The organism is Vicinamibacterales bacterium, assembly GCA_041659285.1.
In the GTDB taxonomy this organism is placed as follows: domain Bacteria; phylum Acidobacteriota; class Vicinamibacteria; order Vicinamibacterales; family UBA2999; genus 12-FULL-67-14b.
In genome coordinates, this window is the sequence record JBAZYO010000001.1 from 133858 (window position 1) to 159023 (window position 25166).

At 66.9% G+C, this 25166-nt stretch carries 23 protein-coding genes; 9 read left to right on the forward strand and 14 right to left on the reverse strand.

The features are described from left to right. The first annotated feature begins 37 nt into the window (after window positions 1-37). The gene (locus WC815_00605) at window positions 38-1162 is read left to right on the forward strand and encodes an ice-binding family protein (protein MFA5907255.1); all 1125 of its coding nucleotides are present in this window, start codon (window positions 38-40) and stop codon (window positions 1160-1162) included. Window positions 1163-1185: 23 nt separating this feature from the next. Here the strand turns inward: WC815_00605 and WC815_00610 are convergent, their stop codons facing one another. Next, the gene (locus WC815_00610; protein ID MFA5907256.1) at window positions 1186-1602 is read right to left on the reverse strand and encodes a PAS domain-containing protein; all 417 of its coding nucleotides are present in this window, start codon (window positions 1600-1602) and stop codon (window positions 1186-1188) included. Window positions 1603-1892: 290 nt separating this feature from the next. On the opposite strand from WC815_00610, the gene WC815_00615 reads away from it, so the two are divergent. After that, a complete protein-coding gene (locus WC815_00615; protein MFA5907257.1) occupies window positions 1893-2090 on the forward strand; it encodes a cold shock domain-containing protein in 198 nt (65 codons plus the stop codon). 153 nt (window positions 2091-2243) lie between these two features. Here WC815_00615 and WC815_00620 read toward each other — a convergent pair whose 3' ends face one another. The 4 genes from WC815_00620 to WC815_00635 are packed head-to-tail and all read right to left on the reverse strand — an operon-like array spanning window position 2244 to window position 3426. Beyond that, window positions 2244-2414: a hypothetical protein gene (locus tag WC815_00620; GenBank protein MFA5907258.1), complete on the reverse strand. Its 171-nt coding sequence runs from the start codon at window positions 2412-2414 to the stop codon at window positions 2244-2246. 19 nt (window positions 2415-2433) lie between these two features. Then, the gene (locus WC815_00625) at window positions 2434-2859 is read right to left on the reverse strand and encodes an OsmC family peroxiredoxin (protein ID MFA5907259.1); all 426 of its coding nucleotides are present in this window, start codon (window positions 2857-2859) and stop codon (window positions 2434-2436) included. A 46-nt stretch (window positions 2860-2905) separates the two neighbouring features. Beyond that, complete coding sequence (locus tag WC815_00630; protein MFA5907260.1) at window positions 2906-3265, reverse strand: septum formation initiator family protein; 360 nt, start codon at window positions 3263-3265, stop codon at window positions 2906-2908. Continuing rightward, complete coding sequence (locus tag WC815_00635) at window positions 3262-3426, reverse strand: hypothetical protein (GenBank protein ID MFA5907261.1); 165 nt, start codon at window positions 3424-3426, stop codon at window positions 3262-3264. The genes WC815_00630 and WC815_00635 overlap by 4 nt, the downstream gene beginning before the upstream one ends. 327 nt (window positions 3427-3753) lie before the next feature. Between WC815_00635 and cutA the strand changes: the two genes are divergently transcribed. Then, window positions 3754-4071 carry a divalent-cation tolerance protein CutA gene (cutA, locus tag WC815_00640; GenBank protein MFA5907262.1) on the forward strand — a complete coding sequence of 106 codons (318 nt, stop codon included), beginning with the start codon at window positions 3754-3756 and terminating at the stop codon, window positions 4069-4071. On the opposite strand, the gene WC815_00645 is transcribed toward cutA, so the two are convergent. Beyond that, a complete protein-coding gene (locus WC815_00645; GenBank protein MFA5907263.1) occupies window positions 4063-5217 on the reverse strand; it encodes a cystathionine gamma-synthase in 1155 nt (384 codons plus the stop codon). The genes cutA and WC815_00645 overlap by 9 nt on opposite strands. A gap of 168 nt (window positions 5218-5385) precedes the next feature. On the opposite strand from WC815_00645, the gene WC815_00650 reads away from it, so the two are divergent. Genes WC815_00650 through WC815_00660 form a run of 3 tightly spaced genes read left to right on the forward strand, consistent with a single transcriptional unit; the run spans window position 5386 to window position 8873 of the window. Then, complete coding sequence (locus WC815_00650) at window positions 5386-7614, forward strand: SpoIIE family protein phosphatase (protein ID MFA5907264.1); 2229 nt, start codon at window positions 5386-5388, stop codon at window positions 7612-7614. Beyond that, on the forward strand, window positions 7614-8573 hold the full coding sequence (rnc, locus tag WC815_00655; protein MFA5907265.1) for a ribonuclease III: 960 nt from the start codon (window positions 7614-7616) through the stop codon (window positions 8571-8573). The genes WC815_00650 and rnc overlap by 1 nt, the downstream gene beginning before the upstream one ends. Window positions 8574-8597: 24 nt before the next feature. Beyond that, window positions 8598-8873, forward strand: coding sequence for a DUF2277 domain-containing protein (locus WC815_00660; GenBank protein ID MFA5907266.1), 276 nt, complete (start codon window positions 8598-8600; stop codon window positions 8871-8873). Between the two features lie 34 nt (window positions 8874-8907). Here WC815_00660 and WC815_00665 read toward each other — a convergent pair whose 3' ends face one another. From WC815_00665 to hutH, 3 genes are all read right to left on the reverse strand, one after another. Further along, window positions 8908-10053 (reverse strand): winged helix-turn-helix domain-containing protein, encoded by a 1146-nt coding sequence (locus WC815_00665; GenBank protein MFA5907267.1) that lies wholly within the window; start codon window positions 10051-10053, stop codon window positions 8908-8910. Continuing rightward, window positions 10050-11717, reverse strand: coding sequence for a urocanate hydratase (gene hutU / locus WC815_00670; GenBank protein MFA5907268.1), 1668 nt, complete (start codon window positions 11715-11717; stop codon window positions 10050-10052). Before hutU ends, WC815_00665 begins: the two co-directional genes overlap by 4 nt. Before the next feature lie 90 nt (window positions 11718-11807). After that, window positions 11808-13322, reverse strand: a complete 1515-nt coding sequence (gene hutH / locus WC815_00675) for a histidine ammonia-lyase (GenBank protein MFA5907269.1) — start codon at window positions 13320-13322, stop codon at window positions 11808-11810. 104 nt (window positions 13323-13426) lie between these two features. On the opposite strand from hutH, the gene WC815_00680 reads away from it, so the two are divergent. Next, window positions 13427-14725, forward strand: a complete 1299-nt coding sequence (locus WC815_00680; protein ID MFA5907270.1) for an adenylosuccinate synthase — start codon at window positions 13427-13429, stop codon at window positions 14723-14725. Window positions 14726-14729: 4 nt separating this feature from the next. On the opposite strand, the gene WC815_00685 is transcribed toward WC815_00680, so the two are convergent. Next, the gene (locus WC815_00685) at window positions 14730-15392 is read right to left on the reverse strand and encodes a PilZ domain-containing protein (GenBank protein ID MFA5907271.1); all 663 of its coding nucleotides are present in this window, start codon (window positions 15390-15392) and stop codon (window positions 14730-14732) included. Between the two features lie 34 nt (window positions 15393-15426). Here WC815_00685 and WC815_00690 point away from each other — a divergent pair, with 34 nt between their 5' ends. Together WC815_00690 and WC815_00695 are read left to right on the forward strand one after the other, a co-directional pair. Further along, window positions 15427-16359, forward strand: a complete 933-nt coding sequence (locus WC815_00690) for an ABC transporter ATP-binding protein (GenBank protein MFA5907272.1) — start codon at window positions 15427-15429, stop codon at window positions 16357-16359. After that, window positions 16356-17411 carry an ABC transporter permease gene (locus WC815_00695; protein ID MFA5907273.1) on the forward strand — a complete coding sequence of 352 codons (1056 nt, stop codon included), beginning with the start codon at window positions 16356-16358 and terminating at the stop codon, window positions 17409-17411. The genes WC815_00690 and WC815_00695 overlap by 4 nt, the downstream gene beginning before the upstream one ends. Window positions 17412-17454: 43 nt before the next feature. Here the strand turns inward: WC815_00695 and WC815_00700 are convergent, their stop codons facing one another. Genes WC815_00700 through WC815_00715 form a run of 4 tightly spaced genes read right to left on the reverse strand, consistent with a single transcriptional unit; the run spans window position 17455 to window position 25166 of the window. Beyond that, window positions 17455-20028, reverse strand: coding sequence for a response regulator (locus tag WC815_00700; GenBank protein MFA5907274.1), 2574 nt, complete (start codon window positions 20026-20028; stop codon window positions 17455-17457). A 44-nt stretch (window positions 20029-20072) separates the two neighbouring features. Then, window positions 20073-21170, reverse strand: coding sequence for a chemotaxis-specific protein-glutamate methyltransferase CheB (gene cheB, locus WC815_00705; GenBank protein ID MFA5907275.1), 1098 nt, complete (start codon window positions 21168-21170; stop codon window positions 20073-20075). A 2-nt stretch (window positions 21171-21172) separates the two neighbouring features. Beyond that, window positions 21173-23419: a response regulator gene (locus tag WC815_00710; GenBank protein MFA5907276.1), complete on the reverse strand. Its 2247-nt coding sequence runs from the start codon at window positions 23417-23419 to the stop codon at window positions 21173-21175. Between the two features lie 13 nt (window positions 23420-23432). Next, window positions 23433-25166, reverse strand: coding sequence for a CHASE3 domain-containing protein (locus WC815_00715; protein ID MFA5907277.1), 1734 nt, complete (start codon window positions 25164-25166; stop codon window positions 23433-23435).

A 25166-nucleotide genomic window follows, 5' to 3' on the forward strand; every position in this document is an offset into this window, starting at 1 on the left:
GTAGTGTGCCAGCATGGTCCTTGGGGAGACTTCACATATGAGACGCATACGCAGGCATTACCCGGTTTACGGTGCAATCCTCGCGCTGTCCTTCGGCTTCTTTGGCGCATCCCCGGCTCTGGCGCAGACGGCTCCGTCGCTCGGCAACGCATCGACCTTTGCCGTGCTGGCCGGATCGACGGTCACGAATACGGGCTCGAGTGTCATCGCCGGAAACGTCGGCGTCAGCCCGGGCGCCGCCATCACCGGGTTTCCTCCGGGGACCGTTTCGTCCGGTGGCACGACCCACGGCGGCAATGCCACCGCGGCCGCGGCTCAGGTCTCCCTCACCGCCGCCTACACCAACTTGGCTGGCCAGGCCACCACCGCGAACTTGACAGGGCAGGACTTGGGAACGGTGGGGGCGCTCAGTCCGGGTGTGTTTAACTTCGACACCTCGGCTCAGCTCACCGGCACCCTCACGCTCAACGCCGGGGGGAATGCCGACGCGGTCTGGATTTTCAAGATTGGAAGCACGCTTACGACGGCCTCCAATTCGGTGGTCTCCGTGATCGGCGGCGGTTCCGTGTGCAACATCTACTGGCAGGTCGGCAGTTCGGCCACCCTCGGGACCACGACGAAGTTTGCCGGGAACATTCTCGCGCTGACGAGCATCACGATGAACACCGGCGCCACCAATTCGGGTCGGGTGCTGGCGCGCAACGGCGCTGTGACGCTGGATACCAACACGGCCAGCGCCGCGGTGTGCAACGTCGTGGCGCCGCCCGGAACGCCGGGAGTGACGCCGCCGGTGGGCTGCCCGGTCATTGGATTCACCCCGGCAACGTTGCCCAACGGCGACGTCGGATCGCCCTATACCGTGCAATTCGCCGGGAATAGCGGAACGGCGCCCTACGTTTTCACCGCGGTTGCCAGCACGCTGCCCGCGGGCCTGACCTTCTCGTCGACGGGCCTGCTGACGGGGACGCCGACCTCGTCCACCACCCAGACATTCGTCATACGGGCAACCGACACCGTCGGGTGTTTCACCGATCGCCCGTACACCATGGCCTTCGGCACCGCGGTGCCGACGCTCCCGCAGGTCGTCTTCGTCCTGCTCGGCTTGGGTCTGACGTTGCTCGGTTACTTCCGGCTGCGGCGGCCAACATCACTTCGCGGATGACGGCATAGCTGACCCGGGCCGGTTCAACTGGCCCGGGAAAGCTGCTCCACATCGAAGTCCCACACTTGGCGCGCCACGACCGGGCGCCATTCCCACCAGCGCTTGGGCGCCTCCGCCAGCTGCGCGACATGGGGTTGGATGGTGGCGCGATACCCTGCCAACATTCCGTCTTCGATGAGCGGCTCGAGCTGGTGCCTGAACCAGTGCTGTTCGCCGCACGGGGCCACGAGCGGCACCGTCGCGTCGAGGTCACCCACGCCGACGAGCGCCCGCGCCACGTAGCTCCTGAAGGCGAGGCGCCAGTCATCGCGCAGCAGTTCGCGCACATCGCGGCCGACCAGGCTCGACTCGGTGCAGCGGAGTGCGCGGCAGAAGCCGTTGTTGGCGCTCACGATCCGCCAGCGCTCATCAATTTGATAGACGGGAAGGGTCTTCTCCATGCCCCGGAAACAGCACCGGTTGTGCCAGCTTGAATAGCGATAATTGCTGGGAAATCAATCGATTTGGCCCGTCCGCCCAGTGTGCGCGGTGGGCGCTGCACAACATCGCACAGCCTTAACAACGTCGCACAGCCTTAATTGCCCGGAGACCTTGACAAAGTGGTATCCTAGGGTTTCGTTCTCTACGCCTGCCAGCGTCTATCCAGCGCCGACGGCCTCAGGGCAGCGCTGGGGAATTTCCCAAACCTGCCACAATCACTCGATGGATGACGGAGTCTCACGTGGCACCAATGAACGGTACGATCAAGCGGCTCGTTAGCGACAAGGGTTTCGGTTTTATCCTTGCCAGCGACGGCAACGAATACTTCTTCCACAACAGCGCCTGCACTGACACTCGTTTCGACGAGCTGCGTGAAGGCCAGAACGTGACGTTCGAAAAGGGCCAGGGCCCCAAGGGTCCCCGCGGCGAAAACGTCAAGGTCGTCTAGTCGGCCGGGCGCAAGCCCGACGGCCTAGCGTCCTCACTGCTACCATCCGAGCGGCCGGTTATCTAGCGATGTTCCGGCTGCTCTCGTTGGACTTCTGTCCGGCGCGCTCAGGGTTTCGATCCTGAGCGGCTGATTTCTCCTCTAAATTCCCCCTCATTCCTCCCGTAACGCCACCATCGGATCGATGCGCGCGGCGCGTCTCGCGCGCAGCACCCTCGTCGCGTCACCGCGGTCGAAGGTGGTGTCAAAGCCAAGGGCCTCGAGCTGCTGTTGCCGCGCGAGGCCCTCGTCTTCGTTCCAGTGAATCAGTCGAACGGTCGCCACCGTGGTGAACCGTGGATGTTTATTTGAGCGTGGCCTTCACGGTGATCGTCGGGACGGCGGCAAGGGCGCGTTTGATGATGCAGCCCACATTGGTCTTCTCGACGTGCTGTTGGAATACGGCGTTGTCGACGTTCGGAACCACCGCAGTCACATTGAGCTCGATCAGATTGACCAGGAAGCCCGTGTCGTCCTTGCCCAGGTGGACGTCGGCGCTGCTGTGCACGCTGGTGGCGGTGAAGCCGGCCTGGGCGAGCGAGTTGGCCAGGGCCATTGAGTAGCAGCCGGCCAGCGCTGCGCCGATCAGTTCCTCGGGATTGGCGCCGCTCCCGTTTTCAAAACGTGTCGCGAATGAGTAGTTGCCCTCGTAGGCGCCGCTGCCCAGCTTGACGCGGCCGCCGCCGCCCTTGAGATCGCCCTTCCACTCTGCTTCTGCCTGACGTGCCATGAGTCCTCCTCAACAGTGATTCTGAGAGAGGCAAGCGTATCAGAAGCTACTTCTTCTCGACGTCCTTGATGATGAAGAGCATTTCGCCGGGCTTGATCAGTCCGAGCTCGCGGCGGGCTTGCTCTTCGACGGCGCCGGGGTCTTCGCGCAAGCGGCGGGCCTGTTCACGCAAGTCGGCGTTCTCGGCGCGGGCGCGTTCGAGCGACCGTTCGAGCGCGGCGTATTCAGTCCGTGCCTGGAGCAGGGCGAGCAGGCCCTTCTCGCCGGCGATCGCGTCGACGACGATGACGAGGGTGAAGAAGACGAGGGCGTGGCGGAGGAGGCGGCGTCCCCGGCTGGCGAGTGTCGCCTTGACTGCCACGACCGGTGGCGTTGGCGGCGGTTGGGTAGTTTCGCTCTCGGTCATCGGCTCGGCGTACTGTCGCGCGCGGTCCGCTCCGGTTTGCTGTCGCGCAAGTAGTCCTCGAGTGCGCGAATCAGCACCGTTCGAAGATCGGCCCGCTCGTCCATGGCCCGAATCTTCGCGGCCCGCCAGAGCTCCCCAGGGAGCTCGACGGTTGTTTTCACCGTGTCGCTGTCAGTCCGTCGTGCCGCCACTACGGGATGCAGTGTATCTACCAGCGCGGCAGAACGGCAAGATGTAAACACGGTGATGTTCCTGCACGTTTTTACACGAAGCTGGTTTCACATGCAAGCATAAATACGTTTATACGGTTATACGGGTCTAAATGAGTCCGCACACCCAGGGATAATCGGGGTCAGGTCAAGAAAATCACTGCTGGGGATGGCCGGGGACAGGGCTCGCCTGGGGAAGATTCGGGAGAACCTGACGATTTGCCGCCATTGACCTGTCCCTATTCATCCCGAAGTGTGATTTTCTTGACCTGACCCCAAATGGAGAGACTGGTGCTGGTGTGGACGACGTGGCCGGCGGATGGCGACGCGGATGGGTTCGCGCGGACCCTGGTGGACGAGCGGCTGGCGGCGTGCGTAAGCGTGCTGCCGCCCATGCGGTCCACTTACCGCTGGCAGGGAGCCGTGGAAACCGCGGCCGAACGGCAGGTGCTGATCAAGACAAGGGCCGCCAACCTGGCGGCCCTCGAGAAGCGAGTGCGGGAACTACACCCGTACGAGGTGCCCGAGTTTCTCGTGCTCAACATCGACGCGGGGAGCCCCGCCTATCTGTCCTGGCTGAACGACAGCCTAGCCTAGCGCCTGCGCCAGGTCGGCCTGCAGATCCTCAACGTCTTCGATGCCCACGGAGATGCGGATCAACCCGTCGGTGATGCCTAGCATCGCCCGGCGCTCGGGCGGAACCGACGCGTGCGTCATGATCGCCGGGTGTGAGATCAGCGTCTCGACGCCGCCGAGGCTCTCGGCCAGCGCCATCAGCTTCAGGTTATTGAGCACGCTCTTGGCGGCATCGAGCGAACCGACGTCAAACGAGATGAGGCCGCCGAAGCCGCGCATTTGCCGCTGGGCCAGGGCATGGTGCGGATGCGAGGCCAGTCCGGGATAGATCGTCCGCTGGACCTTCTTGTGGCCGGCCAGGAACTCGGCGATCACCTGGGCGTTCGCATTGGTCTTCTCCATGCGCACGGTCAGCGTCTTGGTGCCGCGCAGGATCAGCCACGAATCCATCGGCCCGAGGATGGCCCCCGCCGCGTTCTGCACGAACTTCATCCAGTCGACGTCGTCCTGGTGCTTGAGAATGACGACGCCGCCGACGCTGTCGCTGTGGCCATTGAGGAACTTCGTGGTGCTGTGCAGCACGAGGTCGGCACCGAGCGTCAGCGGGCGCTGGATGTAGGGGCTCGCGAACGTGTTGTCGACGACCACGCGCACCTGTTTCGCGTGCGCGATCTCGCTCACCGCGGCGATGTCGGTGATGTGGAGCATCGGATTGGTTGGGGTCTCGATAAACAGGTACTTCGTGTTCGGCTTGATCGCCGGTCCGACCAGTTCGGGCTTCGAGGTATCCACGTAGGTGAAGTCGAGGCCGAACTTCCGGCGGACCCGCTCGAACAGGCGGAAGGTGCCGCCATAGGTGTTGTCGCTGACCAGCACGTGGTCGCCCGACTCGAGGCGGGTGAGCACCGCGTCGATGGCGGCCATGCCCGAGGCGAAGGCAAACGCCGCCGAGCCGGCCTCGATGGCCGCGATGTTCCGCTCGAGCGCCATCCGCGTCGGGTTCTGGGTGCGACCGTACTCGAAGCCGGCGTGCGGCTGGCCGAGGCCGTCCTGCACGTAAGTGGACGTCTGGTAAATCGGCGTGATGATGGCGCCAGTGGCCGGGTCGGGTTCCTGACCGGCATGAATGCAGATGGTGCTGAAGCGAGCGGTGTCGTTGAGTTTCATGGAGTGCGTTCGCTGACTGTGGGTCTGCCGTATGACTTGATTGAAGTCTGTGTGTAAATTCGTGCCTGGTCTGTGGCGGTTCCGTACCTGTGGCCTTAACGATACTCTGGTATGATTTTCGCGCGCAATTGCCGCCCGCCGTCCGGCGTCGCGGCGCCGACGCGCCCCATGAGTGCTCCTGTCCGTCCTGCCGCATTGCTGCCCGGCGACGCGCCGTCGCGGTGGCGCGTGTGGCGCGCGTGGCTGTTCCGCACGTTCCCCGGCCGCGCGCTGGTCCTCGGCCTGGCGATCAAGGCCGTCACCTGGCCGCTCGGCGTCGCGATGGCCCTGCCGTACGCCCTCGACGCCGTCGACATGGTCGGCAGCCTGGCCCTGCTGTTCGCCATTGCCTACGGCATTACCCGCCTCGCGGTGTGGGCCAAGCGGCGGCTGCTGTGGCGGGTCCGGCGCAAGCTGATCCTGTCGTACGTGTTCGTGGGCGTGGTGCCGGCCCTCCTGGTGATCACGTTCTTCCTGCTGGCGGGCTTGATCCTGCTGTTCAACGTCAGCTCGTACCTGGTGCAGTCGCGCGTGCGCTCGCTGACCGACCAGGCCCGGTTCCTGGCCCAGACCGCGCAACTCGAGGTGCAACGCAGCGCCACCGCCGCAGCCGTGGCGGAGGCCCTGGAGCGGCGGCAATCGAGCACCGAGACGCGCTATCCATTTCTCTCGCTGGCCGTGGTGCCAGTGGACGGCCTGACCTGCAAGGTGGAAGCGTCCCGCGCCGCGCGCATCCCGCGCACGCTGCCCGCCGCCCTGCCGATCAAGGCGGGGCCGTGGACGCACCTCGCGGTGCCGACAACGCTCCCCACGTGGGTCCCGTGCGACGGCTTCGCCGGCATCATCGCCTTTGACGTGCCGCCCAGTGTCGACACGCCACCGAAGGAAGGCGGCACCCGCCTGGTCATGCGCGCCGTGGCCCTGCCGGAGGTCAGCAACCCGAACTGGGCCGTGATTCTCGACATGCCGCTGTCGTTGACCATCGAGCAGCGCATTCTCGACGAAACCGGGATCCGCATGGGCGAGGTCACCGCCTTCCTGACGGAAGGGCGCAAGCCGAGCCTCGGACGGTACTTCGAGGACCGGCCACCCGATCCCCAGAACACGCCGATCTTTTCGCCCTCGACCCAGCGCTGGGTCGCGTTCCTGGACTTCTCCGACTGGACCACCGGCCGGACCGAAAGCGCCTCGGTCGCGATCCTGATCAACGTCTGGGAGATCTACAAGCGCATCTCGGTGGTCTCGCAGGCCGGGCTCGGCAACATGAACTTCGGCCAGCTGCTGCTTACGGTGCTGGCGGTGATCGGCACGTTGTTCCTGATCATCCAGTTCGTCGCGCTGGTGATCGGCTTCGTGCTGGCGCGGCAGATCACCGGCGCCGTGCACGACCTGTTCACCGGCACGCAGCACGTGCGCGCCGGTGACTTCGGCCACCAGATCCCCGTGCGCGCCCGCGACCAGCTGGGGGAGCTCGCCGAGTCGTTCAACCTGATGACCGGCGAAGTGACGACCCTGCTCGGCGAGATGGCCGAGAAGGGGCGCATGGAGCAGGAGATGTTCGCGGCGCGCGAGATTCAGCAGAAGCTGCTGCCCGCCGGCCCGCTGCGCGTCACCGGCCTCGCCATGTCGGCGTTTTGTGAACCGGCGCGCGAAGTGGCCGGGGACTACTACGACTTCCTGCCGATTACGGACACGATGACCGGCGTCCTGATCGCGGACGTCGCCGGCAAGGGCCTGGCCGCCGGCCTCTACATGGCGCAGCTCAAGGTGATCGTGCAATCGCTCGCGCGTCTGCATCACGAGCCGAAGGAGTTCCTCTCAGCCGTGAACAAGGTGGTGTCCGCCAATCTCGACGGCAAGAGCTTCATCACCATGCTCTATGGGGTCATCGACGTCGAGCGGCACGAGATGACGTTCGCGCGGGCCGGCCATTGCCCGCTGATCCACGTGCCAGCGGACCAGCCGCCCGGCCGCCGCAAGGCGAGGATGCTGGTACCGGACGGCCTGGTGGTCGGCCTGCAGATCGACGACGGCACGATGTTCGACTCGCTGCTGCAGGAGCAGACCATCAGCCTGGCGCCGGGCGACCTGGTGGTGTGGTTCACCGACGGCATCTCCGAAACCATGAACGAGGCGTTCGACTGCTTCGGTGAGCACCGGCTGGCGCAGGTGGTCGAGCAGTACGCGCACCTGCCGTTCGACCAGCTGCGCTCGTACATCCTCGCCGAACTGCGCGCCTTTGCCAGCGGCGCCGACCAGCACGACGACATGACCATGATCCTGATGAAGATCGAGCCGGCGACGCCGCTGCCGCCCGACGGCGCGGCAGCGTCGCTCACCCCAGGGGAGCCGGTCTGATGGAGAACGGCCTGACCGTCATCTTCCGGACCCAGTCCGACATCGAGGCCAACGTCGTCGAGGCCTTGCTCGACAGCCACGGCGTCGAAACCATGCGCACGGCCGGCCCGGCCCCGGGCCTGTTTCCGTTCTCGGTCAATCCGCTGGGCGAGACGCAGATCGCGGTGCGCGACATGGACGCCGCCGAAGCGGTGCGGATTATCGAGAGCCATCGCGAGCAAGTCGGCGGCGGCATCGTCGTGCCGTTGCCGCAGGAGCTCGACGCGCTCGAGGCGCGGGTCGCCTATCGCTTCCGCGATCGCGGGCTGCTCGAACACGCGCTGACCCACAAGTCCAAGGCCCACGAGGATCCGAGCGGCGGCGTCGCCGACAACGAATCGCTCGAGTTCCTGGGGGACGCGGTGCTCGGCCTGGTCGTCTCGGACGCGTTGTTCCGCGCCTTCCCGTCCTACTCGGAAGGGCAGAAGTCGAAGATCAAGGCGAACCTGGTGTCAACGGCGTCGCTCGCGGAGATGGCCGAGTTGATGGGCCTTGGCGATCACATGATCCTCGGGCGCGGCGAGGAGAAGACCGGCGGCCGCCGCAAGCAGGCGCTGCTGGCCGACACCTGCGAGGCGGTGATCGCGGCGATCTACCTGGACGGCGGACTCGAGCCCGCCCGGCAGTTCCTGATGCGCGAGCTGTCCAGCCAGATCGAGGAGGCGCGGCAGCCCGAGTATTTCGGCCGCGACCACAAGTCGCGCCTGCAGGAACGGCTCCAGGGGCTGGGCCGGCCGCTGCCGTCGTACCGCGTGTCCGGCGAGATTGGCCCCGACCACCACAAGCTGTTCCACGTCGAAGTGATTGTCGGCGACGAGGTACTGGCGCACGGCGCCGGACGCACCAAGAAGGACGCGGAGCAGGAAGGAGCCCGGCTCGCGCTCGAGACGATCACCAGGGGTGTCACTGGACAAGCCTGAAGGTTTGTCCCCACAATTGGCGTCATGTGCAGGAACATCAAGACCCTCTTCAACTTCGATCCGCCGGCCACCGATGACGAGGTGCGCGCCGCGTCGCTGCAGTTCGTCCGCAAGCTGAGCGGCTTCAACGCCCCGTCGAAGGCGAACGAGGCGGTGTTCAACCAGGCCATCGACGACGTGGCCGCGATCGCGCGGCAGCTGGTCGATCAACTGGCAACCAACGCGCCGCCGAAGAATCGGGACGAGGAAGCGCTGAAAGCGAAAGCGCGCTCCGCCGAACGGTTCGGCGTGCGCGCGTAAAATCATCCAATCACCAAATCACGAGATCATCAAATCAGTCGATCTCGATAATGCCCCAGTCCTTGCGATCGCCGGACACCGCGGCCAGCGCGTGCGCCGGCTCCGCCTGCGGCAGCCGCGCCATCGCATAGGCCTGCACTTCGCGCGCGACTTCGTCCACCGACGGCGGCACCGGCCGGCAGTGCAGCCGCACCCACAACCGCATCAGCGGGTCCCCGAAGCTGTAGCGCTTCTGCCGCGACACGATCAGGTCGACGTCTTCCAGCCACGACAGGTAGTCCTTGGTCGAGCCCGGCGTGCGGTGCAGCCGGTGGGCGACCTCGGTCAGCGTCAGCGGTTCTTCTTCCGCCAGGATCTCGAGGATGGCCTTCAGGGCGCCGTAGCCGCGGGCCTTGTGGAGCCGCAGTTCGTAGCGATGGCTGCACCAGGCGGCCAGCGCGCCCTCGCCGGTGAGCAGCGCGGTCAGCGCGCTGATCGGATCGCCGCCGCGCCCGCTCATCGATGACGCCGCTTCGCCGAGCGCGCGGACGTAGGCGGCGCGGCCGTCGGCCAGCGCGCCGATGGTGCGGCCCAGGTACTCGCGGTCTTCCGCCGACGTCTCACCGGTGGGCGGCAGCATCGCCGTGACCTCGGCGGCGGTGAGCGCCGGCAGGTGGATCACTTCGAAGCGCGGATGGCCGTCGCGCAGCAGCCGCAAGGCGCGGGCGACGTAGCGGCTGGTGAGCACGAAGCGGTTGTTGCTCTCCGCCATCGCGTGCAGCATCTCGCGCAGGACGTGGCGCAACCCGGGGAAGCTCTCGAAGGTGCGGAACTCCAGCACTTCGTCGAACAGGAACGTGGCGGGCGTCTCGGTGCGCGCTCGCGCGCGGCCGATCAGGCCGAGCGTGCGATCGAACGCGGCGCGCGCGGAGGCGGCGGTGTCCTGCGGCGCCGCGGCACTCTGGCCGTTGACGCTGAACGGCGAGGCGGCGGCGAACGCCTGGTGGAAGCGCTCGGGCGTGCTGGCGGCGCGTTCGACGTCCACGTACTGGCACTGGTCGCGGCCCAAGCGATCGTTGAGCACGTGCAAGAGCGTGGTCCGGCCGGCGCCGCAGCCTCCGATCACGACGGGAATGCGTGGCGGCGTCGCGTCGAGCGCGGCGAGCACGCGGCGTTCGAGGCCGGCGTGGGGAGCCATCATCGGCTCGTCTCCTGCATGGGGATGCGTACTCCGTGTTGTCGCGCGGTCTCGATCGCTTCGGGATAACCCGCGTCGGCGTGCCGCACCACGCCCATGCCGGGATCGCACGTCAGCACGCGGGCCAGGCGGTCGTCCGCCTCGCGCGTGCCGTCGGCGACGATCACCATGCCCGCATGAATGGAATAGCCGATGCCGACGCCGCCGCCGTGGTGCAGCGACACCCAGGTGGCGCCGGCCGCGGCGTTGAGCAGCGCGTTGAGGATCGGCCAGTCGGCGATGGCATCACTGCCGTCGCGCATGCCTTCGGTCTCGCGATTGGGCGAGGCGACCGAGCCGGTGTCGAGATGGTCGCGGCCGATCACGATCGGCGCCGTCACCGCGCCGCTGCGCACCAGTTCGTTCAGCTTGAGGCCGAACCGGGCGCGGTCGCCGTAGCCCAGCCAGCAGATCCGCGCCGGCAGGCCCTGGAATTGCACGCGCTCGCCGGCCAGCCGGATCCACCGGCACAAGCCCTCGTCTTCGTGGAACATCTCGAGCGCGGCGCGGTCGGTGACACGGATGTCTTCCGGGTCGCCGGAGAGCGCCACCCAGCGGAACGGCCCCTTGCCCTGGCAGAACAGGGGGCGGATGTATGCCGGCACGAAGCCGGGAATCGCGAAGGCATCGCTGACGCCGGCCTTCACCGCCTGGGCGCGGATGTTGTTGCCGTAGTCGAAGACGATGGCGCCGCGTTGCTGCCACACGCGCATCGCGGTGACGTGCTTGCCCATGGCGGCGATGGCACGCCGTTGGTACTCCGCCGGATCACTAGCGCGCAAGCGCGCGGCGTCGTCGAGCGACAGGCCGTCGGGCACGTATCCCACCAGCGGGTCGTGCGCGGAGGTCTGGTCAGTCACCACGTCGGGCAGGAAGCCGCGGGCGACCAGCGCCGGCAGGAGCTCGGCGGCATTGCCCAGCACGCCGATCGAGCGCGCGAGGCCGTCGCGCGCGTACTGCTGCGCGCGCCGCACGGCATCGTCGAGGTCCGCGGTGCTGTCGTCCAGGTACTTCGAGGCCAGGCGCTTCTCGATGCGGGCCGGATCCACCTCGATGACCAGCGCGACGCCGCCATTCATGGTCACGGCCAGCGGCTGGGCGCCGCCCATGCCGCCCAGGCCGGCGGTGACCACGATGCGGCCGCTCAGCGTGCCACCGAAATGGCGGCGGGCCACTTCCGCCAGGGTTTCGTAGGTGCCCTGGAGGATGCCCTGGCTGCCGATGTAGATCCAGCTGCCGGCCGTCATCTGGCCGTACATGGTCAGGCCGCGATCCTCGAGATCGCGGAACGTGTCCCAGTCGGCCCACTTCGGGACCAGGTTGGCGTTGGCGATCAGCACGCGCGGCGCGCCGGGGTGGGTCTTGAAGATGCCGACGGGCTTGCCGGACTGGACGATGAGGGTTTCGTCGTGCGCCAGCGATCGGAGTGATCGGACGATCGCGTCAAAGGCCTCCCAGTTCCGCGCCGCCTTGCCGGTGCCGCCGTAGACAATCAGGTCCTCGGGCCGTTCGGCGACTTCGGGATCGAGATTGTTCATCAGCATCCGCAGCGCGGCTTCCTGTGGCCATCCCTGGCACGTCAGCGACGTGCCGCGCGGCGCGCGGTGTGAGTGAGCAATCGTTGTCATCTACGGTAAGGCGTATCGAAGGGGACGAACGCGAAGATAAGAAACTAAGCAGTGGTGCTTCGCTTGTCAAACTGAAAGTGCAAATTGAAATCAGTTGACAACGATGCCGGTCGCGTACTCAAGTCCGCCGTGGCGGATCAATTTGGTGATCGCATCGATGTCGGGCGCCGGCGAACGGTCATCAGTCAGCGTTGGCACCAGGTTGCGGACCGCGGCGTGCGCGCGCATCAACGGTTCGGAACTGCGCAGCGGCGCGTGAAGGTCAACGGCCTGGCATCCACACAGTACTTCGATACCGATCACGGTGGAAACCAGCTGCAAAGCGCGTTCCGCTTTCAGCGCGGCGTGCATGCTCATGCTGACGTGATCTTCTTTATTTGCCGATGTCGGAATTGTATCGACGGATGCGGGATGCGCGAGTGTCTTGATTTCGGACGTGAGCGCCGCCGCGGTGACTTGCGCGATCATCAAGCCCGATTGCAACCCTCCATGACGGGTGAGGAAGGCAGGCAAGCCGCTCAAGGCCGGATTCACGAGGCGTTCCGACCGCCGCTCGCTGATCGTGGCCAGCTGCGCCACCGCCATCACCAGCAAGTCTGCGGCCAGCGCGAGCGGCGCGCCGTGAAAATTTCCGCCAGACACCATGTCGCCGTCGGCCGCGAACACCATGGGATTGTCAGTAGCCGCATTCATTTCGATTTGTACGATGTGACGAATCCACGTCAGCGCTTCGCGGGCCGCGCCATGCACTTGTGGCGTACACCGCATGGAGTAGGCATCCTGCACGCGACCGCAATTGACGTGCGAGGCGTTGATCGCGCTCCCGTCCATCAACCGCCGCAGGTTGGCCGCTGCGGCGCCCTGTCCGGCGAACGGACGCGCGTCGTGAATGCGGGCATCGAACGGATGCATGGACCCCATCAACGCGTCGATCGACAGCGCCGCGGCCACGTCGGCGGCGCGGGCCAGTCGCTCGGCCCCGGCCAGCGCCAGGGCCAGCACCGCGGTGGACACCTGCGTGCCGTTGATGAGCGCCAGTCCTTCTTTCGGGCCCAGCACCACCGGTGCCAGCCCGGCCGCCGCGAGGGCATCGGCGCCGGCCCGTCGCGATTCGTGATCCCAGCTCTCGCCCTCGCCGACGAGAACCAGGGCGAGGTGGGCGAGGGGCGCCAGGTCGCCGCTCGCCCCGACCGAGCCGCGCGACGGCACCCGCGGATGCACCCGGTGATTGAGCAGCGCCAGCAACGCCTCGAGCGTTTCGACGCGAATGCCCGAATAACCCTTGGCCAGCACGTTCGCGCGCAGCGCCATCGCCGCGCGCACGGCGCGCACCGGCAGCGGCTCGTCGACGCCCGCGGCGTGGCTGCGCAGGAGGTTCAACTGCAGGGCGGCCAGGTCGGCTCTCTCGATCCGCGTTTCCGCGAAGTTGCCGAAGCCGGTGTTCACACCGTAGACCGGCGCATCGCCCGCGGCCTTGGCGTCCACCACGGCGCGCGATGCGGCGACCCGCGCGCGGGCCTCGGGCGCCAGCCCCACCTGTGCGCCGTCATCGGCAATCGCGAGCAAGTCGGTGAGGGAAAGTGTTGCGCCGTCCAGCAGGATCATCGGGATTATTCTGTGTCTAATCGGTGTCTAATCGGTGGCTGTTTCTGCGGCTGTTTCTGCGGCCAGTCGGTGTCGAACCCGTGGCCCTAGGATACAGTAGAGGCATGAACATCGTGGTCCTGGGCGCGCAGTTTGGCGACGAAGGCAAGGGCAAGATCGTCGACCTGATGACGCCGCATTTCTCGCTGGTGGCGCGGTATCAGGGCGGGCACAACGCCGGCCATACCGTGTACGTGAATGGCAAGAAGTTCGTGCTGCACCTGATCCCCTCCGGCATCCTCCACGAGGGTGTCAAGTGCGTGATCGGCAACGGCGTGGTGGTCGATCCCCAGGCGCTGTTCAAGGAGATCGAGGAACTGTCGCAGCTCGGCATCGAGGTCGGCGACCGGCTGCTGATCAGCGACAAGGCGCACCTGATCCTCCCGTATCACCGCGAGCTCGACGTGCTGAGCGAGGCGCGGCGGGGCGAGCGCAAGATCGGGACGACCTCGCGCGGCATCGGACCGGCCTACGAAGACAAGATCGGGCGCCGCGGCATCCGCGTCTGCGACCTCGTTGACACGCAGGCGTTGGCCGACGAAGTGCGCGAGAACGTCAGCGCGCGCAATCGGATGATCAAGGACTCCACGCTCGACTGGAAGCCGGTCTACGACCAGCTGCTGGCCTACGGTGCGCGGATGCGGCGGTGGACCGGCGACGTATCGCTGGCCCTCGACCAGGCGCGCAAGGACGGGCAGCGGATCCTGATCGAGGGCGCCCAGGGCGCCATGCTCGACATCGATCACGGCACCTATCCCTTCGTGACCTCGTCCAACGCCACCATCGGCGGCGCCTGCACGGGGCTCGGCATCCCGCCCAAGGCCATTCACGGCGTGCTCGGCGTCGCCAAGGCCTACCTGACGCGCGTCGGTGAAGGGCCGTTCCCGACCGAACTGTTCAGCGGGATGGGTGACCGGCTGCGCGAAACCGGACAGGAGTACGGCGCGTCGACCGGTCGGCCGCGCCGCTGCGGCTGGTACGACGCGGTCGCGGTGCGCTACGCGGTGCGCGTCAACGGCATCGACAGCATCGCGCTGACCAAGCTCGACGTGCTCGACGGTTTCGACGCCATCGAGATTTGCACGGGCTACCAGATCGGCGATCGCACGGTGACCGAGTTCCCCTCGGACCTCAACACCGCCGGCCCGATCACGCCGATCTACGAGTCGTGGCCGGGATGGACGACGCCCACCAAGGGTGCGCGCGACTACGCGCAGTTGCCGGTGGAGGCACAGCGCTACGTCCGGCGGCTGGAAGAGGTGAGCGGCGTACCGGTCGGGATGATCTCGACCGGTTCGGATCGTAATGAAACGATTGTGCGTGACGGCAGCATCGTCGCGGAGTGGCTGCCGGCGAAGCCGTAACGCGCTACGCTTTCCGGTGCTTCTGCGCGAAGCCCTCGACCGACTGGGCCTCGTTGGTGAGGCCCCAGTCGATGCCGGCGCGATACCGTGTCGGCAAGCCCTTCGGCATTTCGAACGCTGCCCACGCCACCGCCCCGCTGCAGCGGATGGCGGTCTTGCCGTCACCCATGATTACGCGCACGCGCTGGTTGGGCTTGAGCACGGTCGGCGAGACGACTTGCGCGCCGACCGCCGAGAGGTCGACGAGCGCCGCCAGGTTGCCGTCCACCGCGACCTCGACGCCGTCCTTGATGCGGACCCGCGCCGCCCGGCGGGTGCCGCGCTGGTCGAGGGCCGGCTTCGGTGCGTCCACTGCCACCGCGGCGCCACCGCCGTGGCCGCGCTTCACGGCAACGCGGCTCTTCTCATGGTCGCGCGCCAGCACGCGCACTTCGCAGGCGGTGAGCGAGGGGTCGTCCTTGATGCGATTGATCAGCGCGGTGCCGCGCGAGGTGGCGGAAAACTCGTCCTGCATCGCCACCACCGCCGGCTTCGTGCGGATGATGTGGTCGAGAGCCTCGAGCGCATCGGCGTCGGTGAACGTCTGAACCTCGGCGCCCGGGTCGAGCCGCCCCTGCAGGGCGGGCAACGCGTCCGCGGGTCCGATCAACACAATGCGCGACGACACAGATCGCGAAGTGTACCACGGCTACAATGAGGCCGTGCCTCCGGAATCCGTGGCCTTGCAGTGCACCGGCTTGATCAAGCGCTACGGCGAGGTCACCGCCGTCAACGGATTGGACCTGACGGTGATGCGCGGTGAGTGCTTCGGCCTGCTCGGGCCGAACGGCGCCGGCAAGACGACCACCATCGAGATCCTCGAAGGCCTCCTGCACGCCGACGCCGGTGAGCTGTCGGTGCTCGGCCGGCAGTGGTCCCGCGACGCGGCGTCATTGCGGCCTCGCCTCGGCATCCAGCTGCAGGAAACGCAGCTCGCCGACAAGCTGACCGTCGGCGAAACGTTGCGGCTGTTCCGCTCGTTCTATCCCAACGGCCCGACGGTGGACGAGTTGCTCGACACCGTGGAACTGGGCGCCAAGCGTGATGCCTGGGTGTCGAAGCTGTCGGGCGGCCAGAAACAGCGCCTGTCGGTCGCTTGCGCGCTCGCCGGGCAGCCCGAGCTGCTGTTCCTGGATGAGCCGACGACCGGCCTCGACCCGCAATCGCGCCGCCAGCTGTGGGAACTGCTCGGGCGCTTTCGCGCCGGCGGCGGCACCATCCTGATCACGACACACTACATGGACGAGGCCCACGCCCTGTGCGACCGCGTCGGCATCATGGACCAGGGCCGGCTGATCGCGCTTGGCACGCCGCGCGAGCTGGTCGCGTCGCTCGGCGCCGAGCACGTGGTCGAGTTCGCGCTCGCCAGCGGCGCCACGCCGGCCGACGCCGCCCTGCGGCAACTGCCCGGCGTGCGCGACGTGCGCACACACGACACGCACCTGGCGCTGGCGACCTCCGAACTCCACTTGACCGTGCCGGCGTTGCTCGACCTGCTGCGCGCGCACGACGCGACGCTGAGCCAGTTGGGCACGCACAGCGCCACGCTCGAAGATGTCTTCGTGGCCTTGACCGGAAGGCAGTTGCGCGAATGACCCATCCGCCCTCGTCTCAGGCCAGGCCCCATCCGCTCCTCGAACTGACCCTCGCGCGGTTCCGCGAATTCCTGCGCGAGCCCGAAGCGATGTTCTGGGTGTTCGGGTTTCCGCTGATCATGACCTGCGCCCTCGGCATCGCGTTCCGCTCGCGCGGCCAGGAGCCGATCATCGCCGGCGTCGTCGAGCGGGCGGGGGCCGATCAGGTGGTGGCGGCGCTGGCACAGGCGGGCGGGTTCACCGTGCGCCGAATGGCGGAGGCCGAGATCGCCCAGGCCGTGCGCGACGGCCGCGCCTCCGTCGTCGTGGTGCCGGGCACGCCGCCGACCTACCGGTTCGACGAGGCTCGCGCCGAAAGCCAGGTCGCGCGTCTCGCGGTCGATCGCGCCCTGCAGCGCGCCGCGGGGCGCGCCGACGCGTTCACGCCGGTCGAGGCGCCGGTGCAGGCGGTCGGGTCACGCTACATCGACTGGCTGGTGCCCGGCTTGCTCGGCATGAACATCATGAGCACCGGTTTGTGGGGCGTCGCCTTCTCGATCGTGCAGGCTCGCAGCAAGAAGCTGCTGAAGCGGCTGGCGGCGACACCGATGTCGAAGACGCATTACCTGGCGTCGCACATCATCAGCCGGCTGCTCTTCCTGGCCCTGGAAACCGTCGTCATCGTCGGGTTCGCGAGGATCGCGTTCGAGGTCGAGGTGCACGGCGCGCTATGGGCGCTGGCCGTGCTGGCCCTGCTCGGCGCGCTGGCCTTCGGCGCCATCGGGCTGCTGGTGGCGAGCCGGGTCCGGACCATCGAAGCGGTGTCGGGACTGATGAACCTGGTGATGCTGCCGATGTGGGTGCTGTCGGGCGTGTTCTTCGCCTCGACCAATTTTCCCGAGGTGATGCAGCCCGTCATCCGGGCCTTGCCGCTCACGGCGTTGATCGATGCGCTGCGGGCGGTGATCAACGACGGCCGGCCGCTGACCGCGCTGATCCCGGAAATGGCCGTGCTCGCCGCCTGGGGCAGCGCCTCGTTCGCGCTGACGCTCAGGCTGTTTCGCTGGCAATAGCAGCAGACACCGCTCCGCGGCGCATCGGTCGATCGGTCATGCCTCACGGTGTCTCTGGTGCCGCGTCCAGCACCTCTCGCACTTTTCGCGTCAACGCGGCCGCCGTATAGGGCTTGCTGATGAAGTGGACACCTTCGTCGAGCACCCCATGGTGCACGATGGCGTCGTCGGTGTAGCCCGACGTGTAGAGGATCTTTATCGCGCGATGGCTGGCCCCAATCCGGTCGACGAGTTCTCGTCCGCTCATGCCTGGCATGACCACGTCGGTGAGAACCAGATCGACGGGTGCGTCGTCGCGCTCGAGGAGCCGCAGGGCTTCCTGGCCGGTTCCGGCGAGGAGCACCTTGTAGCCGGCCTTGCCGAGCACACGCTGGACGATCTGGCGAATCCCGCCGTCGTCGTCGACGACGAGAATGGTCTCCGTCCCGCCGACGCCCGGCGCGGAACGCGCGATTGCGCCCGCCCGGGGCGTGCCCGAGGCCTTGGGCAGGTAAATCTTGATCGTCGTGCCTTGTCCGGGCTCGCTATAGACCCAGATGTCCCCGCCGCTCTGCTTGACGATCCCGTAGGAGGTAGACATGCCGAGGCCGGTGCCTTTGCCAGGCCCCTTGGTCGTGAAGAACGGCTCGAAAATCCGTTTCCGTGTGGCATCGTCCATGCCGATGCCCGTGTCGCTGATCGCCAGCAGAACATGTGAGCCGGGCCGAACGCCAGTGTGGGTGCGCGCGTACGACTCGTCGAGCACGACGTTGGCGGTCTCGATGGTCAGCGTGCCGCCCCTGGGCATCGCGTCACGGCTGTTGATGGCGAGATTCATGACCACCTGCTCGATTTGCCCGGGGTCTGCGTTGACGCTCGCCAGGTCCGCGTCCTGGCGTACGAGCAGCGTGACGTGCTCTCCGAGGACACGCCGCAGCATGGCCTCGGCGTCCGCCACCACCGTGTTCAGGTTGACGATGGCCGGCTGGACGATCTGCTTTCGGCTGAAGGCCAGCAATTGCCGCGTCAAGGCGGCGGCCTTGGCGCCGGCGTCGCGAATCGTGGCCAGGTCCTCGCGCAAGGGGTCGCCTTCCGCCAGGTTCTCCGCCGCGAACTCCGTGGTCCCATTGATGACCGTCAGCAGGTTGTTGAAGTCGTGGGCGATGCCGCCGGCGAGCTGCCCGACGCTCTCCATCTTTTGCGACTGGAGAAACTGGGCTTCGAGATCCTTGCGCTCGGTGATATCGCGGGCCACGCCGCTGAGGCGGATGATGTCGCCCCGCTCGTCGCGTATCGGCGCGCCGCTGTCCAATACCCAATGGGCAGACCCATCGGGCCGCACGATCTGGTATTCCTCCTCGAAACGCGGTGCTTGGCCGCGAGCACAGGCCTCGAACGCGGCCTGCACCCGCGACCGGTCCTCGGGATGGATGGCTGCCGCCCATGTGCCCGCGTCCGCATAGAAGCGGTCGGCAGGCAGTCCCCACACCTTCTCCACGGCCGGGCTGACGTAGAGAGTACGCTCCGGATTCAGCGAGATGAACCAGACGACTTCGCTACTGTGCTGGGCGAGTTGGCGGAAGCGCTCCTCGCTCTCGCGCAAGGCGCCCGTGCGCTCCGTGACGAGGCGCTCCAGGTTGTCATTCAGATCGCGAATGTCCTTCTCGATTTGTTTCCGCTCGCTGATGTCGACGGCGGACGGAATCAGCCGGATGATCTGGCCCTCGTGGTCGCGGATTGGGGCGAGCATGAAATCGATGGTGAGGTGGGCCCCGCCGGCGGCGCGTACTTCCACATCGTGGCGCACCGCCTCGCCGCGCAGCGCCCGTTCGATGTCCACGCGAATCTCGGCCTGCACCGCCGGGGAATGGGAGAACCACCACGCCTGGTCGAGCCGCTGCCCGACCATATCCTCGCGGCGTACGCCGCCGACATCGAGGGCGCTCTGGTTGATGTCCACCAGGACGCCGTCTGGGGTCATCTCGCCGACGAAGGCGGCCATGTTGTCGACGACGCGTCGGAGGCGCTGCTCGCTCTCGCGGAGGGCCCGCTCCGCCTGCTCTCGCTCCAGGATCTGGTGCAGGAGCTGACGATTGGCCTCCGCCAACGATGAGTTGATGTCGCGCAGTTTCACCTGTGCCTGGCTCAGTTCGTTGTTCCGCTGGATGGCGGCGTCGTAGGTGGAGAGCAGCAGGTTGAGGATCTGCAGGCGATCGGCGGTGATCAGGTGGCGCTGGCCGTTGAAGAAAATCTCGACCGCGAGGCCGCCCGGTTCCGCCTTTCGCATCTCGCGATTCATCAGCACGAACTGCACACGGCTCACCAGGTACCGCTCGTCGTAGGGCTTGAGGATGAAATTGTCCGCGCGGCATTCCAGCCCGCGGATGACGTCCGCCGGATCCGACAACCTGGTCACGAGGATGACCGGGACGTCACTGAGGCCGGGGTCGGCCTTGATCTCGCGACAGAGCTCATACCCGTCCATCTCTGGCATGACGACGTCGCTGATCACTACGGCGGGTCGGTGTTGCCGCGCCGACTCGAGCGCCAGCCGGCCGTTGGCAGCGTGCGCCACGCGGTATCCGCGCTGCTCGAGGATGTGTTGGAGTTGCTGGGCCTGGGTGGGACTGTCCTCCACGATCAGGATATCGACGGTCCCGTTTGGCGCTAGTGGCTCGCTGCTCACAACTCACGCTCCGCGCTGTTCTTGCGGACGATAGACACCAGTCCATCCGCGATCTTATCGGCCGGCAGTACATGACTGGCGCCGCCAAGCCTGATCGCTTCGCCGGGCATGCCGTGCACGACGGAGCTGCCGTGGTCCTGCGCAATGGTGATGGCGCCACCGTCCCGCATCGATTTCAGTTCCGCCGCCCCGTCCTTGCCCATGCCCGTGAGCAGGACGCCCACCGATCGCAGGCCGCAGACCTCGGCCAGCGATCGGAACAGGTACGAGACGGCCGGCCGCAGGCCATTCTCCGGGCCCTCTTTGGTCAAGACAATGCGGCCGCCCGCACTGAGACCCATCTGGAAATCATCGGGCGCGAGATACACATGGCCCGCCAGCGGCTGGGTCCCATACGACGCAATGTGCACCTGAAACCCGGTGGTGTGACCCAACCACTCGGCCAACCCTGGCAGAAAGCCGTGCGCGATGTGTTGCACCACCAGGATCGGCGCGGGGAAGTCCTTGGGCAGGCCAGCGAGGACGGTCTGCAATACCGGCGGCCCGCCCGTGGACGCGCCGATGCCGACCACCGTGATCTCGGCTCGCGCGGGCCTCTCTCCACCCGGGCGCGGCACAGGCGGTGTCGGGGCGAGCGGCCGCGGCCAGCGCCGGACGACCTTGACCTCAGACATCAGCTTCACTGTCTGCAGAAGCATCGCGACCCGCTCCTCGAACTGGGGATGCTCCGGACCGGTCGGCTTGGCGATGCACGCCACGGCCCCGGCCTCCATCATCTTGAACGTCGTGGCCACCTCTTGAGGATTCGAGGTGGCGGAGCAGATGACGATGGGCACCGGATAGGTTTCCATCAGGCGCCGCGTCGTCTCGAAGCCATCCAGGCCCGGCATATGGATGTCCATCACGACCACATCGGGCTTCTGCTTCGACACGAAGTCGAGTGCGGCCTGACCGTCGTCGACCGTGCCAATGACCCGGATCTGGGGGTCCGATTCCAGAAGGTGCAGGAGCAGCATCCGCAGCACCTTCGAATCGTCCACTACCAGCACCGTGATGGCGCCGTGAGACCCGTGGCGTGATGGAGGCAGTCCCATGGTCAGACCAGCCGCCGCACGGCGTCGAGCAGGTTGCCCTGATCGAAGCTGCTCTTGATGATGTAGGCGTTGGCGCCGACGTCGATGCCACGCTCGAGGTCCTCGCGCGTCTCGAGTGCCGTCACGAGCACGACCGGCAGGTCCGACAGGGTCTTGTCGGCTCGAATCCGCGCGGTCAAGTCGAAGCCGTTCAGACGCGGCATTTCCACATCAGAGACCAGCAGGTCGAAGCGTTCCGCACGCAACAGCGTGTACGCCTCCATGCCGTCCACCGCCGTTCGAACTTCGTAGCCGGCGGACTCGAGGATGCTCTTGATCAGCATCCGGGACGTGATCGAATCCTCGGCGACGAGCACGGACGGCGCGGCCGGCGGCTTGGCTTCGGAAGCCCTCGGCGCCGCCGCAACTCTCGTGGTCCGGGCCGACGCCAGCAGGTCGGCGACATGGAGAATGGGCGCCACCTGGCCGGATCCAAGCACCGTGGCGCCGGCGACATTGCGCACGCGCACGAGCGGGGGAGCCAGATGCTTGGCCAGCACTTCCTGCTCCTCCAAGACCGCATCGACCGCGAGCGCGATGCGCTCATCGCCGGAGCCGAGAACGACGATCGGGATCGGTGCGTCCGCGGCAGTGTCGCGGGCGGCAAGGGCCGGGAGCCCCAGAATGTCGGCCAACCACACGAGCGACACGGCGCGACCCCCCACCGCAATGGTGGGGCGGCCGCCTTCCACGGTCTGTATCGTTCCCGCCCGGATGCGCGCGACACGCTCGACCTGGAGCGTGGGGACGACAAATAGTCGCCCCGCCGCTTCGACCTGAATGCCTCGAAAGGTGGCGAGCGTGGTGGGCAGGACGATGCGGATGCTGGTGCCCTCGTCCAGCCGGCTCTCGACCGAGACGGATCCACCCAACCGGTCGGCCCTTTCACGCACGATGGCCAGGCCGAGTCCGCGGCCCGACAGTCGCGTGATGATCGGGCTGGTCGACACGTCAGCCTGGAAAACCAGCGCACGCGCCTCGGCGTCGCTTAAGTGGTTCGCCTCGTCGGCCTGGAGAAGGCCGCGGGCGATCGCCGATGCCTTGACCTTGTCAACGTCGATGCCGGACCCATCGTCCGACACGAGGATTTCCACTTTAGTGCTGTTCACCCGAGAGGCGGCGAGCGAGATCGTGCCGCGCGCCGGCTTGCCGCATCGGCTTCGCACGTCGGCTGTCTCGATCCCGTGATCCACCGCATTGCGGAGCAGGTGGACCAAGGGGTCTTTCATCTCTTCGAGGATGCGCTTGTCAATCTCGATCTCTTCGCCGCGGACCACGAGGTCGGCCTCCTTCCCCTGGTCGCGACAGAGGTCGCGCACCAGCTTGGGGAACTGCGAGGCGAGTGTCGCAAACGGCAGCAGGAGCAGTTTCTTGGAGTCCTCGACCAGGTCGTCCACGAGCTTGCCGATTGCATGGTGGTCCTGTTGTGCGGTTCGTGCCAGGGCCGCCGTCTGGCCTTCGATCGACTTGAGGTGCTCGGTGCTCCGGTCGAGGAAGTCGAGCAGCCTGGTGAGGCTCACCTTGGCTGCCTGCTCCGCGGGGCTGTGTGCCGGCCGATCCGCCGTCTGGCGGAGGGCACGGGTGTGCGGCTCCACTGTGGCCGATTCCCGTCGCCACGCCTCGAAGCGGCGCCCAAGCTCATGCAGGTCCACCGCCCGCTGAGCCGTGGTCAGCTTTGCGGTCAGCATCTCTTCCGCCTCGACCAACCGCGCGTCGAGCTTCGCCACGCTGATGCGGACGGTGCCGTCGCTCGGCACAGCCACTGGATCGGCGGAAGGCTCGGACGGGAACACGGCCGCTGACTCGGGCGCCGAGAGAGACGGTCCGGACCGATGGGGAGGCCACCCGGTGACCGGGGCTTCGCGGGGTGGGGCATCAAGACCGCCCAGTGCGGCGGCGATTGCGTCCACGGCGTGGTGCATCTCGTCCAGCCCCTGGGGGGTTGGCGCGGCCGCGTGCCGCCACGCGGCAAAGACGTCTTCAAGCGACTGGCAGATCGACTCGACTTCGGTAAAATCCACGGCCCGTGCCGCGCCCTTCAGGCTGTGCGCGGCGCGGTACACGGTGTCGACCACGTGCTGTCGCTCATCGGCTGAAGGCGACCGTTCCAATTCGAGCAGGCCCGACGCGATGGCCTGCATGTGCTCTTGCGCTTCGACCCTGAAGGTCGCCCGCAGCTTCCTGAGAAAGTCGTCGTCTTGGGGGGCCATGGCGTGGGTATCGTTACACCTGGTAGCGCTCGACCACCTGTGTGAGCCGCTGGCCGAGCGCGTTGAGGTTGCGGGCGGCGGTTTCCAGTTGCGTGGCGCTCGCCACGTTCTGCGTGCTGGCCTGCTTGATGCTGTCCATCGCCGCCGCTACCTGGTCCACCCCCACCAACTGCTGCTGGCTCGAGGCGGCGATCTGCGTCGCCGCCTGCGCGGCTTCGGAGACGCTGCCCGCCAGCGTCTGGATGGCCTCACCGGCCACCTCGGTGTGCCGGGTGCCCGCGTCGACGGCTTTGCTGCCTTGCTCAGTGGCGAGCACTGCAGTGGCCGTCGCCTTCTGAATGTCGCCGAGAATCGTCCGCACCTGCGTGGTGGCCTGCCGCGATTGCTCGGCCAGGCTCTTGACCTCTTGCGCGACCACCCCGAAGCCCTTGCCGTGCTCACCGGCCTTGGCCGCCTCGATCGCCGCGTTGACGGCCAGCAGGTTCGACTGCGCGGCCAGGTCCTCCACCGTGGCGATGATCTGGCCGATGGCCTGGCCCTGCTCGCTGAGCCGCCCCATGCTGGCCGCGATGGCGTCCATCTGCTGGCGAATGCGCTGCATGCCGGCACCGACGTCCTCGGTCGATTTGCGGCCGTTTTGCGAAATCTGCGCGGCCTTCTGCGCGCTGTCGGCCACGTGCTTGGCCTTCTGATTGGCCACCTGCGCGGTCTGGCGGACCTCTTCCACGGTGGTGGTGGTCTCGCTGACCGCCGCGGCCGACTCGTTGGCACTGGCCGCCAGTTGCGTCGTCGACGCGACGATCTCGCTGGCCGCCGACCCCAGCACGGACGCGCCTTCCACCAGTGCCCGGATCTGGCCGCGCAGGTTCTCGACCATGCGCGCAAAGGCGTTGCCCAGCACATCATCGGGAGAGTGTGGCGTGATGGTGGACCGCAGGTCACCAGCCGCGATGCGTTCGGCCGCCACGGCCATGGCGCGCAGAGACTCGGTCATGACGCTGAATGCCCGCGCCAGCATGCCGAGTTCGTCGTTCCGCGAGTCCGGCGCCACATTCGTGCGCAGGTCGCCCATGGTGATCCGTTCCGCGACGCCCGTCAGGTCCCGGAGCGGCCCGGCGATGTTGCGCGTTATCGCGAAGGCGGCCACCATTGCGACGATCAGGGCGGAGAGCGTACCCAGCAGGATGGTCCATTTCGCATTGCTCGCATCGGCTTGCGCCTGCGCGACCCGTGTTTCGAGCAATGCATCCTCATCGCCCTGCATGTCGCCAAGCAGGTTGCGGATTTCGTCCATGTTGGCCTCGCCCTTGCCAGCCTTCGTGGCCTGGGCAGCGGCGTCCAGGCCGCTCGCCCGGCGGACCGTGATCGCTTCCCGAGCGATCGCCAGCCGGGACTGGATGAGGGGTTCCAGCGTCGCCAGCCGGCGTTGTTGGGCTGCAGAGTCCGCCGTGAGCGAACGGAGATCCCGTACCGCCTGATCGAGCCGGCCCAACGCGTCCTGATACGGATCCAGGTAGGCATCGTCGCCGGTGATCACGTACCCACGTTGGCTTGTCTGGGCGGTCGTCAGAAGCATCAGCACTTCCGCGAGTTGTTTCAGCACGTCGTAGGTGTGTCGGCGCGCGTTTGACGCCTCGATCAATTGCGTTGTGCTCCGGTAGGACACACCTCCGACGAACAGAAAAATGACCAGCGTGAAGCCAAACCCGGCGCCGATTTTCGTTCCAACGTTCCATCGCAGCGTCAT

What these genes read in the sequence shown, in the direction of transcription:
- WC815_00605 (MFA5907255.1), top strand. Translation starts at nt 38, where the DNA reads ATGAGACGCATACGCAGGCATTACCCGGTTTACGGTGCAATCCTCGCG.
- WC815_00610 (MFA5907256.1), bottom strand. Translation starts at nt 1,602, where the DNA reads ATGGAGAAGACCCTTCCCGTCTATCAAATTGATGAGCGCTGGCGGATC.
- WC815_00615 (MFA5907257.1), top strand. Translation starts at nt 1,893, where the DNA reads ATGAACGGTACGATCAAGCGGCTCGTTAGCGACAAGGGTTTCGGTTTT.
- WC815_00625 (MFA5907259.1), bottom strand. Translation starts at nt 2,859, where the DNA reads ATGGCACGTCAGGCAGAAGCAGAGTGGAAGGGCGATCTCAAGGGCGGC.
- WC815_00630 (MFA5907260.1), bottom strand. Translation starts at nt 3,265, where the DNA reads ATGACCGAGAGCGAAACTACCCAACCGCCGCCAACGCCACCGGTCGTG.
- cutA (MFA5907262.1), top strand. Translation starts at nt 3,754, where the DNA reads ATGGAGAGACTGGTGCTGGTGTGGACGACGTGGCCGGCGGATGGCGAC.
- WC815_00645 (MFA5907263.1), bottom strand. Translation starts at nt 5,217, where the DNA reads ATGAAACTCAACGACACCGCTCGCTTCAGCACCATCTGCATTCATGCC.
- WC815_00650 (MFA5907264.1), top strand. Translation starts at nt 5,386, where the DNA reads ATGAGTGCTCCTGTCCGTCCTGCCGCATTGCTGCCCGGCGACGCGCCG.
- rnc (MFA5907265.1), top strand. Translation starts at nt 7,614, where the DNA reads ATGGAGAACGGCCTGACCGTCATCTTCCGGACCCAGTCCGACATCGAG.
- WC815_00660 (MFA5907266.1), top strand. Translation starts at nt 8,598, where the DNA reads ATGTGCAGGAACATCAAGACCCTCTTCAACTTCGATCCGCCGGCCACC.
- WC815_00665 (MFA5907267.1), bottom strand. Translation starts at nt 10,053, where the DNA reads ATGATGGCTCCCCACGCCGGCCTCGAACGCCGCGTGCTCGCCGCGCTC.
- hutU (MFA5907268.1), bottom strand. Translation starts at nt 11,717, where the DNA reads ATGACAACGATTGCTCACTCACACCGCGCGCCGCGCGGCACGTCGCTG.
- hutH (MFA5907269.1), bottom strand. Translation starts at nt 13,322, where the DNA reads ATGATCCTGCTGGACGGCGCAACACTTTCCCTCACCGACTTGCTCGCG.
- WC815_00680 (MFA5907270.1), top strand. Translation starts at nt 13,427, where the DNA reads ATGAACATCGTGGTCCTGGGCGCGCAGTTTGGCGACGAAGGCAAGGGC.
- WC815_00695 (MFA5907273.1), top strand. Translation starts at nt 16,356, where the DNA reads ATGACCCATCCGCCCTCGTCTCAGGCCAGGCCCCATCCGCTCCTCGAA.
- cheB (MFA5907275.1), bottom strand. Translation starts at nt 21,170, where the DNA reads ATGGGACTGCCTCCATCACGCCACGGGTCTCACGGCGCCATCACGGTG.
- WC815_00710 (MFA5907276.1), bottom strand. Translation starts at nt 23,419, where the DNA reads ATGGCCCCCCAAGACGACGACTTTCTCAGGAAGCTGCGGGCGACCTTC.
- WC815_00715 (MFA5907277.1), bottom strand. Translation starts at nt 25,166, where the DNA reads ATGACGCTGCGATGGAACGTTGGAACGAAAATCGGCGCCGGGTTTGGC.